The sequence below is a fragment of the Nostoc sp. NMS7 genome, assembly GCF_017115085.1.
Classification (GTDB): Bacteria; Cyanobacteriota; Cyanobacteriia; order Cyanobacteriales; family Nostocaceae; genus Nostoc.
The window spans coordinates 43,159-57,069 of sequence record NZ_JABXKJ010000233.1; the positions used below are offsets into that span (position 1 = coordinate 43,159).

The following is a 13,911-nucleotide window of genomic DNA, read 5'->3' on the forward strand; positions in this document are numbered from 1 at the left end:
TTTAATTCAATCCAAAATTTAAAATTAAAAATCTAAAATTGACAGAGTTATAAGTGATGAATTTTCAAAAAAATGATATTTCTAAAATCAAAGAATTGCATCGTCTGCGAGGAAATTGGCTCCAACCTTTGGTATTACTTGCACCATCTGGGATTTGGTTACTACTTTTGTTGGTGCTGCCAAGTTTGATAATTTTTGAGTTGAGTTTAGTTGCAGACATCCAACCGGGAGATTTAGTTAATCCCAACGGAATCAAAAACTACATCCGAATATTTGACCCCCTTTATTTGCAAGTAATCGTGCGATCGCTATTTTTTGCGTTTGGCACCACAATCATTTGTTTAATTATGGGCTTTCCCGTCGCCTATTGGATTGCTCAGATAGCACCGCAGCGTTGGCGGAATTTGCTGCTATTAGGCTTTATATTGCCTTTGTGGACTTCCTCGTTACTTCGTTCCTATGCTTGGATTACAATTCTTCGTCCGACTGGTTTATTAAACAGTTTACTCAGCAATTTGGGCTTGCCTACTTTGGAATTACTTAACCAGAGTCAAGCTGTATTTATTGGCATGACTTACAGCTTATTACCCTATATGGTTTTGATTTTATATGCTTCTCTCGAAAAGCTAGACAAGCGGTTGCTAGAAGCGGCGGCTGATTTAGGTGCAAATCCGGTGGAAACTTTTTGGCAAGTAACCGTACCGCAAATTTTACCGGGAATTGCGGCTGCTTCCATGCTTGTATTCATCACAGGCTTGGGGGATTTTGTCGATCCAGAATTACTTGGTGGTGCTTCTAGTATGACGGCGGCGCGGTTAGTTTATAACCAGTTTCTGGGAGCAACCCAAAATTGGGGATTTGGTTCAGCTTTAAGTATGACATTAATTTTGCTTGTTAGTATTGCGATCGCGCTTTTGATTAAGTTTGGTGAAGCTTCACCCAAACGCTAAACTTTTGGTCACTCACTTATAATAAAGTCATCAAACGCCAGCGAGACAACGGTTATGCTCTCACCTGATCTCAAAAATGCGTTACCAACTACTGATGAACTTCCCTGTTCAGACGATACGCCAGTGGATAACGAAGATCAAAACTTTTTGCCCAACATTTTACTTTTCCTACTCAACTCCATTTGGGCAAATCGTATGGATTGGTACTTCGGAGTAGATATGGGAGTCTATCACACCACAGGAGTAAATCCCAGAGTACCTGTAGTGCCAGATGCTTTTTTGAGTGTGGGAGTAGAACGAAAAAAGGGTGGTAAATCACGCAAAAGTTACGCGGTTTGGGAAGAAAATGGGATAGTTCCAATATTCACATTAGAAATGGTATCCCACACCCCAGGAGGTGAATACGACGAGAAGCTAGATATATACAGAAAGCTCGGTGTATTGTACTACGTAATTTATAACCCTGAGTTTTGGCGACGCGACCAACATCAACCCTTTGAAGTGTATAAGTTGATAGATGGAAACTACCAACTACAAATAGGTGAACCCTATTTGATGCCAGAGGCAGGATTAGGTATTGGGCGACACCAAGCTGTAATTGCGGGTATACAACAGGAGTTTTTATGTTGGTATGATCAGCAAGGAAACCGCTATTTGACAGATGCAGAACAAGCACAACAGGAGCGATCGCGGGCTGAACAATTAGCGCAGTATTTACGTTCTCTAGGTGTAGATCCAAATAATCTACCTGGTAATTAAGGCGATGGAATTTCCCAAATTATTAATGATTTGCCACCAGGAGTGAATGGTTCAAATCATCTGTATTACTATTCATTAAACCCTTAATTGTAGAAAGAAACTCATGCTCTAAATAAGGCTTGGTCAAGTAAGCCTTTGCACCCAATTCTTGGGCAAGCTGGCGATGTTTTTCAGCGCTGCGAGAAGTGAGAATCACTACAGGGATTTTTGCTAGATTCGGGTATTGACGGAAATTGCTCAACAACTCAAAACCATTCATTCGTGGCATCTCTAAATCCGAGACGACAACTTGTATTTCTGGATATAACTGCAACTTTTCTAGAGCTTCTATACCATTTTGAGCTTGTATTACTTGATAACCAAATTTTTGCAGAGTCAGAGAGAGAGTTTGCCGAAGACTAATTGCGTCATCTACTACTAAAACAACTTTTGGTGATTTATTATCTGGTTCTTGAGAATAACTGGGCTGGGTTTCTATAGTTGTTGTGGAAGTAGATGGAGTAAGTAATGGTGTAGATGAAAAATTGTGTCCTGATATCGGCAAAGCTTTTTTATTTGACAAAGAAGCTATTGGTAGCGGCCTGATATCAAGTGTTGTTTGTTGAATATCGCTAGAATCCACCAGCAATGAAGCATCAATCACTAAGATGAGATTACCATTAGCGAAACTACTACAACCATAAATGTATTTTGGTGGTGCGATCGCATTTCCTAAAGGTCTAATTACCAGTTCTTGTTCACCAATTATTTGGTCAACTTCTAAAGCAAACATTGCCTGATTTCGTCGGAGCAAAAGCACCGGATTTTTCCCTATGCTTGGGTCGTGAGTATTTGATGTGTTGTATGGAGTAGCACTACTAATGAATGAACCATTATAATTAATCAACTTTGAAAGTTGACGAATGCTGACCATAGTCTCATCATTCTCTGTGTTCCAATGCAAGACTTTTTTACCTTCAATTTCTTTAATCTGTTGTTCAGAGGGAATCAATATTTTTTCGATACTGTCCAAAAGAAGGGCATAAACAACACCTTTGGCTTGAACTAGCATTAATTTTTCTGTAGTCATAGAAAAAGGAATTTTGAGTATGAATATTGTTCCTTGGTTGGGGAAGGATTGTACTGAAACTGAGCCGTTAAGTGCGTGCATCTGAGTACGCACAATATCTAAACCCATACCGCGTCCAGAAATTTCGCTCACTTTACCAGCAGTAGAAAATCCAGGCGAAAATATCAAATCTAAAAGTTCAGATTCAGCTAGATTAGAAGCAGAACTGCTAGTTTTTTCTTTAGTTTCTATGAGACAAAATTCATCAGCTTTTCTACGAATTCTGTCTAAATTCAATCCCTGACCATTATCCCGAACTTCGATAACAGTTTGGCTACCCTGATGATAGGCGCAGATTTCGATTAAACCTTGTTCTGGTTTACCAAACTCTCGGCGAACTTGCGGAGTTTCAATCCCGTGGTCAAAAGCATTACGCACTAAGTGTAATAAGGGATCGTAGAGCTTTTCAGCGATCGCTTTATCCACTAGTACCGCAGTACCAGTAAGTTTCAATTCTACAAGTTTGGCATAAACATTCCCCAACTTATTTACCATGTGGGGAAAGCGATTTAGAATATTGCCCAAAGGTGACATTCGTGCTTCTACTAAGCTATCTATAATATTAAGAGTTAAATTCTCTTGTTTGTCACTAATTTGAGCAGCTTGCGTTAGAAGCAAGTCAAGAGACTCTGTGGTTTCTTGTAGTTGCAGTGTCTCTTCTATTGCTTCATGCAATGTCATATGGAATTCTGTATATATATCCATTTCTAGAGAGTCAAATTTCACTGCAAAATCTTGCGTTTGTTGTGAGCTAATATTTTGTACTTGTAATGGTAAATCACCTAATTCATTTAAAGTTGTTTGGTGTCTAGTCAGTTGCTGTACTAATTGCTCAATTATTTCTTTGACTTGTTCATCTCGCAAACTACGCCGTTTTTGGTAAATCAGCAATTCTCCCGCTAGATAATTGAGGTGTTGCAGTCTCTCTGTATCTACTCGGATAAATGAAGGTTGACGCAAATTTTTAGTTTGAACATACTGTGATTTTTCTTCTATTTCTTTGTTAATTTGTGTAGCTAAATCAGGCATGATTTCAATAGCTGTTTCAGAAACTACCGGCTCAATGACAGTTAATGAATCAAGCTTTTCTGAAGAATCATCAGTCTGGCTCCTCACAACTTCAGCCGCAAGGTTTTCGCTAGCTTCTTCTCCCCATATTGCTTCTAGTAAGTTATCAGTTGCTTCAGGAGATACCGATTTAGATATTTGTTTAAAAACTAACAGTGTTTGTAACTTGGGACTATCAAGCCAATTTTTCTCTTTGGCAGTAATAGGAGGATAATTTTTATATTCTTGTGCTAATGTATGAATTTGCTTCTGTAAGATTTTAATTACTAACAGGTAGCTGTCAGATGGGTTAACAGAATATTGAAATTTTGCAACTGCAAATAGGATAATTAAGATAATTCCGCGCCGATAAATACAAATACTTTGACTATCGTCTTCATCTTGAAGAAAATCGAGAAACTTTTTCAGCCAGTTGTCGAGATAATTAAGTAGACTTTTTGTTTCTAATGTGGGAATCAGTAAAGTCAAACTGAGTTCTGGCTCTGGTATTTCCATCTGGTGATTAAACCAGCCAAAAATGTAGCGAATGACTTTTAAATAAAATTGGGCAGTTGTTGGCTTTACCGATTCATTTTTAGTATTATCAGATGTAGTGATAAACTGGTAAAATTGTTCTTCATTGATGATAAATGTGCCAGCAGATGAATTATTTTGTAATTCTCCAGATAACTCATTATTTGCAACTGTCGTGAGTTTTCGCAAAGCTGGAGAACTTTCTCCCCCAGATGTGCGATCGCCTTCTAGTACCAATTTTTGTGCTTGTTGTAAATCTGCAAGGGCAATTTCTGCAATTTGCTGCACCTGGGTAGGATTTGCTTGCAGCGCTAACAGAATTGTTTGGGCAATTTCTCCCAATCCAGGTAAATTTAGAGATTCTGCCAAGCCGAAAAACACTTCAGCTTGAGAGTGTAAAAACTCGATAAAATCGCCACTATTTGGTGGATTGTTAACAGCACCGGCAAGACTGTTTAGACGTTGTTCTACTCCCACTTCAAAAACGGATTGCACAATATCAAATCCTAATTCTTCAGAAGTGGGAATATGAGATTCCGCACCAAAAGCATCACCCAGTTTTTCTTGCAACTGTGCAAAGACTGAAGTTGCTCGATTGATCAGTTCTTCATCATTAATACTACTGCCTATTAGCTCAGTATTTAATGCTATGCTCAGACACTCGTAACCTTGCAATAAAAGTGTTTGTAATTCGGCATCAATTACCACTTTTGGATTATAAAGAGCTTTAAATACATCTTCTAAAAAATGGGCTATTATCTTAATTACTTCTAGCCCAACATTAGCAGCTCCACCTTTAAGTGTATGAGTAGCTCGCATTAAGTTGTGAACTTTGGCAATGCTATAATCTTCTGATAAGCTAAATAGTTCTTGTTCAATAATTTGGATTAATTCTGGGGCTTCAGCCAGAAAGTAGATGTATCCTTGTTCACGAATTTCGTTATCTGTGATCATAAGTGGGGAGTGGGAAGTGGGGAGTTAGGAGTTGGGAGTTAGGAGTTGCTCAACCAATTGATTGCTCAGTTGTCTTGACTATTGAACTCAAAATCCGAATAATTTCGTCTGCATAGATTAATTCATTTGTTAAATCAATATTTACTAAATTAGACTGTTGTAGTAAACGTAGCCAGTATTTAGTTTCTCTAGCTTCTTTATAGGCAATATACATTTTTGCCAAGAAATCCTTTCTACTTTGACCTCCACTAGCTTCTTCAACATTTGCGCCAATACTTGTTCCACTGCGTAGTAATTGCTTAGAAAGCACATATTCCCGTTGTTTTTGCAGTTTAATATATAGGTGAATAATTTCCAAAGCAAATTTAAAACTCTTCTGTTGAATAATACTCTCTGCCAATTACTCTTCTCCTCTCTTAAAGTCAAAACTTACAATTTATTAAGGTCAAAGCATTTTTTAATTGGCAAAGAAACAAAGAAAATCCTGATTTCTGTAACTAATGCTTTGACCAATAAATCCTAACTCTTAACTCTTAATTCCTAACTCCTAACTTTTTATCAATTCACTTTAAACTTACCAGCAGTTGTTAATAAATCTTTTGCCATCCCTGATAAATCTTGGAACACAGTAGCAATTTCTTGAGATTCAGCAAAAGTTTTATTAGCAATTCCTGCTACATCTTGCATTGATTTAGTTACTGTTACAGATTGCGTCATTTGTTTTTGAGTCGCTGCGGTAATTCGTTCGATTAACTGACTAATTTCGGCAGTTGCAGAAACGATCGCATTTAAGTTTTGGCGAGTTTCACTGACAAGATTTGTACCTTCTACTACCTGCTGAATCCCAGTTTCCATCGCTACTGCAACTTCTCCAGTTTCTGCTTGAATCTCCTGGACTAATTTTTCAATTTCGATGGTTGCTGCTGCTGACTGGCGAGATAAAGAACGGACTTCATCAGCTACAACTGCAAAGCCTTTGCCATATTCACCGGCACGGGTGGCTTCAATGGCTGCATTCAGAGCCAGTACGTTTGTCTGTGTGGCAAAATTACCAATCAAATTCACCACTTTGGAGATTTTTTGTGAGGATTCGCTGAGGCGTTTAATTTTTTTGCTGGTTTGAGCAACGGTTTCACGAATCCCTTGGATTGCTTTTACTGTTAGGTTCATCGCAGTATCTCCAGACTCTACAGTTTGATTGGCTTTTTGCACTGCTAGTTGAACTAATTCAGCATTCGCCACCACAGCTTGAGTAGAGTCCACCATCTGTTGAATGTCACCTAAAGCTGCGGTAATTTCCTCAGATTGTTGTTGTGCCAGATTGGTCAATCCGGCTAGTGAAGCCTCGCTATTACTAGAAGTTTGAGCAACTTGTTGAGCAGCCCCCTGTACCTGAACAACGATTTGCCGCAGCGCTTGCAGAGTACTATTGTAAGCATCAGCGATCGTGCCTAGCTCGTCTTCTGTAATCGGTGCGCGTACCGTTAAGTCGCCACTGAGGGCGGGTTTAAGGGCTATTAGGAGTTGAATAGATCGTTGTTGTAGTAATTCCTTGGCTGCCTTTTCTCGTGCTGCTGCTTCTGCTAATTTTGCTGACTGCGCTTGTACTTGTTGCAAATATTCGGTTTGTTGTAATGCCAGTCCTAACTGGCTACCAATACGTGCTAACAAAGTGGCTTGGGATTCTTCCCAATCACGAGCTCCAGAATTTTGATAAGCTGCCAGCAATCCCCACAATTGTTCCCCAGAGAATACAGGTACAATTATGTAAGCTTTGATTTCAAATTGCTCTAAAACTTCAATGTGGCAAGGAGAATGATTTACCTGATAGATGTCATTTACAACAAAACTTTCACCTTTGGCATATCGACCTCCTTGGGTTTCTTGGATGTAGCTATCTGCCCAGACAGTTTTGATATCGGGGCCGACTAATCTTACCCAACCATGAGCTACTGACTCAGAGACAAATTCACCACTCCAGTCGGAATTAAACTGGAAAACTGAGACGCGATCGCATCGCAGTAATTGCCGTACTTGTTCAGTGGTTGTCTTGAAAATATCTTCCACATTGAAGGTTTGCCGGATCTGGTTGCTAATCTTGCTGAGTGCTTTCTCTTGTTCCGCTATTTGAGCTAATTGTCTAGATTTGACTCGCACTTGTTCAAGATATTCTGCCTGTGATATGGCTACACCCAATTGCAAACCAATTTGAGCCAAAAAGCTGACTTCGCAAGGTTGCCAATCACGAGAGCCTGAGTTTTGATAAGCTGCCAGCAAGCCCCACAATTTTTCCCCAGAATATATAGGTACAATCACATAAGCTCTAATTTGGAACTCCCCTAGCTTCTCAGCATGGCAGGGAGAATAACCCATCTTATAGACGTCATTAACAACAAAGATTTCACCTTGGGTATATCGACCTCCTTGATTTTCTTGTATGCAGGTATCTGCCCAGATAGTTTTAATATCAGACCCTACCAGTTTTATCCAATTATTACCCACTGACTCAGCGACAAATTCACCACTCCAGTCGGGATTGAAGCGAAAAACTACGACGCGATCGCATCGTAGTAATTGGCGGATTTCTTGAGTAATTGGTTTGAAGATGCTATCTATATCTAAATCTAAGGATTGTCGGATGCGGTTGACTATCTTGGTTAAAGCTTTCTCTTGTTCGACTATCTGAGCTAGTTGATCAGATTTTTTATGCACTTGCTCTACATATTCTCTTTGTGATATTGCCACACCAAATTGTAAGCAAATCTGAGTCAAAAAAGTTTCTTCCCAAGGTTGCCAGTCACGTGACCCAGAATTTTGATAAGCTGCCAGCAAGCCCCATAATTTCTCTCCAGTGAATATAGGTGCAATGATGTAAGCCTTCATTTCATACTGCTCTAAAAAATCAAGGTAGGATTGGGCATGACCCATTTTATAGATGTCTTTGACCACAAAGCTTTCACCCTTGGCAAAACGTCCTCCTTGAGTGTCTTGGAAGTAGCTATCTTCCCAGACCATTTTCAAATCAGGGCTGACCATTTTTACCCAATTATTACCCACTGACTCAGCCACAAATTCGCTACTCCAGTCTGGTTTAAAGCGATAAACACCGACGCGATCGCATCGGAGGAATTGGCGGATTTCTTGAGTGGTTGTTTGGAATATCTTATCAAGATTTGATCCGTGGATAATCTTTTCAATAACTTTAGCTATTGATTTCTTTACCTGTACTTGATTTTGCAGTTCTTTATGAAATTCAAAGCTCTGCAATTTATAAGTTAATTCTGTGGTAATTTGAGATAATAGGGTAATTTCTACCTCTTGCCACTGCCGCATTGAAGAGCAATTATTTACTACCAATAAACCCCATATTTTACCTTCTACTACAATCGGTAAACTCAAACTAGCTTGAATTTGAAATTTATCTAGCAGTTGCTTTTGATAAGGTGTAAGTTGTATCTGATTGATATCGTCAATAACTACAGGTTCTATATAGTCTTGATTGGTATATAAGCCAAAAATAATTACTGGAATATTTTCGCCTAAAGTCGGTGTCCAACCTAGTCTTCTAGATTCTGCTAAAACATTACCTGATTCCAGAGAAGTAAACTGATAAATTAAGGCGCGATCGCAACTAATCTTTTCTCTAATCTGCGCTACAGTGGCTTTGAGTAGACTATCAATATCTGGAGCTTGGCGCAGATGAGTTGTGATGTCTTCCAACCGTCTCCGCCAAAGTTTAAATTCCTCTGCGATCGCATTTAATAAAGATATTTCATCGCTAGCAATATTTGTTATATTAGCGTTCCCATTCTGATTTACTAATTCAGAAATTAGATGCTCATTTACATTGCTCTTTTTATTGACAATTACCATTTGATTGACCTCAAAACTTGTTATGGGTAGAAATTTGATATTTAGCAGGTAAGAATTGATTAGTATTTGGTCATAAAGGATTAGTAATTATCAAAATACTATACCTAATCAACCATTAACAAATGTTCAATTATGAATATCCCATATGGGAGCTTGAATAATCGTTATAGCATCCAAATTAAAAATCATCTCCTCCGAATCATTAATAAAGTATCCCTGCAAAAAAGGTGATATTTTCGGATAAAATAATTCAGTAGTTGCTGATTTCATTTGCTTAGTATCCAGCCATTCAATATCTAGAAGTTGTCGCACCAATAGTCCCAAATACTTACCCTTGTTTTCCAGAACAATCGCCATCATTCTTGAAACTAAATTTGATTCTTGCGAAATTGGCGGATAACCTAACATTGCCTGTAAATCTACTAACCAAAGCATCTCACCGCGCCAGTTATAAATACCCAAGATGCTACTGTGCATTTGAGGAACGCCACATATTTCAGGTAATGGTACTTGTAAAACTTCTATGATGTGTTGTAACGAAATTACGGCTGTATCCATTACTCCCAAATTAAAACTTAAAAACTTTTCCTTGGTTTCCAAAGTTATTAATCCTTTGCTCTTGATGATTTATCTTTAGCCACTATTTGTAATTATTATTTAATTTAGAAGTAGTGACTATTATTGACGGTTTCTTTCTGGCATTCTTACTTATTAATCAATCGGTTCAACATTATCATTAATTCCTCTCGTTCAATCGGTTTTGATAGATAGCCATCAGCGCCCAACATATTACCCCAAATTTTATCTACATCAGTATTTTTGGTAGAGCAAAAAACCACAGGTATTTTGATAGTGTTGGGATTGCTTTTCAATTCTCGGCAAATTTCAAACCCACTTTTACCCGGTAAAATTACGTCGAGAAATATTATATCTGGCTTATTTTTATCTATTTTGTCTTGAACCTCTTCACTACTTGTGGCGCTAATCACAGAATAACCTGCCTGTTGCAAGTAACAGCTGATTATTTCCATATCGGTTAAGCCATCTTCAACAACTAAAACAGTATTCATGGCAATTACTCGTTATATCTTTCTTAGAATGTGAACAAATTACACATACAAATCCTAAATGATTCCTCAACAAAGACATGGAAGGGACTAGAGACTAGCCCCTTTGCCTTAACCACTATTTCACAACTCAAACAGGACTGGTATAAATACAAAAATTTGTATTTGTCTAATTTTGACTCAATCTTTACGTATCAACCTCAGAGAAAATACGTACTAAATATAACTTAATATAGAAATCGTAAATTGTTTTTGAAAAAACCTTACTAGTCTTGTAGAGTGTGTTAGACGAGAGTACGGCACAAAAGCCTGGAATGATGCCATACTTTCTGTGCTAAGGGATTTCCAAGAAATAAATTATCCAAATAAACGAACCACAGAGACACAGAGAACACAGAGAGAGGAGAAATAAAGAGGGTTTTTGCGTCAGTTTTGGGATATTTTTTTATTTGGAAGTCCCTAACACACCCTACACTTAATATTTTATTTATAAATAAGTAGTGAGCGTAGGTAGATTAAATAAAATGGAAAACTTCATCCTGTCTCTAGCTTTCCTCTCCAATATATCGGAGAGAGAGTGAGGGTGAGGTAAGCCAGAGACATAAATTGTATGTTATTTAATTCTTATTTCTAAGTGAGCGTAAACAATTCAAGGTGCGTTAGCCTACGGCATAACACAACGCCACTTGCTTTAACGCGGGAAACCCGTGCAAGGGAGTGGCTCCCCTAATTCAAATTTATATTTCTTCATCTACATTGAATTTTTCTCGCCGACTTACTTATTTAGCGTCTAATTCCCTCTTATTAAAAATTTCTAAATTAGATTTATTCTTGTCGATGGATACACTCGCTGTAGGTAAATATTTACGTATTATAGCCATCACTTTATCAGGCATCACGGGTTTAGTGAGAAAATCTGTAGAACCGACTACCTTGGCACGAACTCTATCTAAAAAACCATCATTGCCCGTTAATATAATTATTGGTGTGTTGGCAAAGGTAGATATTCGTCGCAACTGAGTGCAAATTTCGTAACCACTGGCAACTGGCATAATCAAATCCAAGAAAATCAGGTCTGGTTTATCCTGAATGAGGATTGGTAGAGCTTGTACAGCATCTTGAATCTTGACAAACCTCAATCCATTGGAAGTGATAATATCCTCTAGCATTTTACATACCTGAGGGCTATCATCGACGCAAGCTACTAGTGGAGCAATCCGCTTCTTTGGTTGTGTGGTGGTAGAGTTATTGTTGACTTTAGTAACTCCTAAAGGCAAGTCAGGTACTTCCACCAATTCAATGATTCCTTTAAGGATATAGGGAAACAACGAACGCGTGAGTGGGAATACACCCTGCTTCATTTTCACGGCTAAATCTTGCAGAGTAAATTTGCCGTTGATTAAATTGGCAAAGTTTTTATAGACAAATGAACTTACCATCTGCTGGAGTATTTCTGGTCGCCGCAGAATTGGGGCCAAATCAGGAGAAAAATTTGCTAGACCAGCTTCTGACCAAATTTTCCACGAGTCTTGCATCTGCTTTACAGACATTTCTGTACTTGTAAAGCTCATTGGTGCTTCTAAGATAACTTCTTGGCTGCGATTGCAACTTATAGAAGCAAAATTTCCTTGCATAGCTACGTCAAATAATAGTTCTGCTATCGTGTTATCGACAATAGTATTAATCTGTTCCCGATGAACTTTCTGTTTTTTATACAAGATTTCTAAAAGGCGATAATCCCAGTAATCGATTGATAGGTCTTGCAAATGCAACTGCAACTTATCAACATCAATCTGAGGACAATTTTGAGCCATCTGTCTACGCCAGCGTCGGAAGGGATGAGTTCCCCCTGTTGCCCAAACTATGCGTCCCAGCCGATAGTAAAAAGTCCATTTGCTGCCCTTTGAACTCTTAATATTTAATTTGCCATTATATTGCAGCTGAGTACAAGTTTGAAATTCATTTACTAGATTATTTGAAATAACTTCCCGGTGGGACATAGTTTGTTCCTTTTATTAAAAGCCAACCCTTGAAAAACACACATTAGCTATATAGTGGTCAGCAGATAGATAAATCGCATCTATTTTGAGAACTAGAAGGGAGAACATCTTGCTAAGATGCAGGTAGTAGCCGATATCTTGTCCGTACTACTCCATATCTGAAAATGGACGAACTTTATGTCAGTAAGTGGAAATACATTTGGGATATAGCAGCCTAAATCAAGATTATTAAAAGCAAGAGAGATGGGAAAGATAGAAAAAATCTTGCTAGTAAATAAGTCATCTACTACAGAGTTTATTATTGGCAAGACTTTAATTTTATGCTAATATTTCATAACTCCAGTAGGTTACTATAGTCCAGATGATGATGAATTTAGTATTAATATATTATTTTAATAACTTCCGTACTGAATTATATCCGTATAACTCCTGAATTTTCGTTTAAAAAATAATTAGCAGTCTCCAGATATTTTTGCTTTTGGTAAAAATATTGATTTAAATTTACATTTCTTAATTGATATTAGTTTTAGGGAACGCTTGGTCTAGAGAGCCTTTGGGAGTTGCCAGGTCGAGGGGGAAAATCAAAATATAAGGAAGAGGACATAGTTTTTTTGGAAGAATGTCTCAAAAAAGAACCACGTACATACAATAGTGTTCAATTAGCTCAACTCATCTTCTCTTAAGGGGTTGGCATGGCTACTAAAATTTAACTCTTAGTTTCGATATTGTACAACTGGCAGAGGGTGGAGAGTTTTTGTTTTAGGCGATCGCGCAGACTCTCTGGTGATACAATCACGCAATCTTCCCAATAACGTGCAACTTCTCGAATCAGCCAAAACTCGTTGACAACCCGCCGCACCACTTGACGCACATCCCCAATCATTTCGTCTTCTAAGTCATCTTCCCTACGTTGATAAGACTTTACCATCCAACCTCGAAAGTGCAAGTACACTTTTATATCGTCTAATCCTTCTCGCCATTCGCCGCTTGCAGGTACGATTGAGCGGATTTTATCAAAGATTAAATTGCGGTTGTGCCAAAGTTCTGGCAAATCAGGAATCAAATTTTCTACATCCTCTGTTTCTTCACACCAAATCATTAAATAAAAGCGTGTCTCAAAGAAGCGTGGTTCTGCGTAACGTACTGTGTACTGTAGTTCTTTCCCTTGAGAATTGTCATAAAGTAGGTGAAAGGGCTGTTGATTTTTCCTATATTCATCTATTTGACTTCGCCATGTTTCTATGAGTTTACTTGCTTGCTTGAGTAAAGATTGGCGGATTGCTACATCTAAATTTCCTCGCTCCAACAAAAGTGTAAGTATAGTTTGAGCTTCCCCTATCTGACCTGCATCACTCAGGGCTTTTATCGCTTTCTGTAAAGCATTAACTTGGTTAGAGTCCAGCGTGAAGGGTTTTCCAACCTCTACGGATTGTTGGGCGATCGCCACTATTAACCCCGAAATACTGGGTTCTTTGCCCCAAGTGATATTGAGGCGGCGAGCGATCGCTTCTAGTTGTTCCTTAGTTCCTGGCGGGATTGACAGTGTAATCGTTTCTTTTTTTCTCGGCATCTAGAGTTTGTAATTACACTATTGACATAAATGGTATTTACAGTTATTT

The 13,911-nt window shown here is 38.3% G+C and carries 9 protein-coding genes; 2 read left to right on the forward strand and 7 right to left on the reverse strand.

Annotation, left to right across the window (positions count from 1 at the left end; translation table 11 throughout):
- Window positions 1–56 precede the first annotated feature (56 nt).
- Complete coding sequence (locus HWQ38_RS30305) at window positions 57–950, forward strand: ABC transporter permease (protein ID WP_292801258.1); 894 nt, start codon at window positions 57–59, stop codon at window positions 948–950.
- Window positions 951–1,004: 54 nt separating this feature from the next.
- Window positions 1,005–1,709, forward strand: coding sequence for a Uma2 family endonuclease (locus HWQ38_RS30310; RefSeq protein WP_292801260.1), 705 nt, complete (start codon window positions 1,005–1,007; stop codon window positions 1,707–1,709).
- Between the two features lie 22 nt (window positions 1,710–1,731).
- Here the strand turns inward: HWQ38_RS30310 and HWQ38_RS30315 are convergent, their stop codons facing one another.
- The 7 genes from HWQ38_RS30315 to HWQ38_RS30345 form a co-directional block, all read right to left on the reverse strand.
- Complete coding sequence (locus HWQ38_RS30315; RefSeq protein WP_292801262.1) at window positions 1,732–5,352, reverse strand: response regulator; 3,621 nt, start codon at window positions 5,350–5,352, stop codon at window positions 1,732–1,734.
- A 49-nt stretch (window positions 5,353–5,401) separates the two neighbouring features.
- Window positions 5,402–5,752: a four helix bundle protein gene (locus HWQ38_RS30320; protein WP_292801264.1), complete on the reverse strand. Its 351-nt coding sequence runs from the start codon at window positions 5,750–5,752 to the stop codon at window positions 5,402–5,404.
- Window positions 5,753–5,910: 158 nt separating this feature from the next.
- Entirely contained in the window at window positions 5,911–9,225 is a 3,315-nt protein-coding gene (locus HWQ38_RS30325; protein WP_292801266.1) for a GAF domain-containing protein, read from the reverse strand.
- Between the two features lie 126 nt (window positions 9,226–9,351).
- Window positions 9,352–9,825 carry a chemotaxis protein CheW gene (locus HWQ38_RS30330; RefSeq protein ID WP_292801268.1) on the reverse strand — a complete coding sequence of 158 codons (474 nt, stop codon included), beginning with the start codon at window positions 9,823–9,825 and terminating at the stop codon, window positions 9,352–9,354.
- A 104-nt stretch (window positions 9,826–9,929) separates the two neighbouring features.
- The gene (locus HWQ38_RS30335) at window positions 9,930–10,295 is read right to left on the reverse strand and encodes a response regulator (protein WP_292801270.1); all 366 of its coding nucleotides are present in this window, start codon (window positions 10,293–10,295) and stop codon (window positions 9,930–9,932) included.
- A 776-nt stretch (window positions 10,296–11,071) separates the two neighbouring features.
- Window positions 11,072–12,292: a response regulator gene (locus HWQ38_RS30340; protein WP_292801272.1), complete on the reverse strand. Its 1,221-nt coding sequence runs from the start codon at window positions 12,290–12,292 to the stop codon at window positions 11,072–11,074.
- 706 nt (window positions 12,293–12,998) lie between these two features.
- Window positions 12,999–13,862, reverse strand: a complete 864-nt coding sequence (locus HWQ38_RS30345; RefSeq protein ID WP_292801274.1) for a WYL domain-containing protein — start codon at window positions 13,860–13,862, stop codon at window positions 12,999–13,001.
- Window positions 13,863–13,911 lie beyond the last annotated feature (49 nt).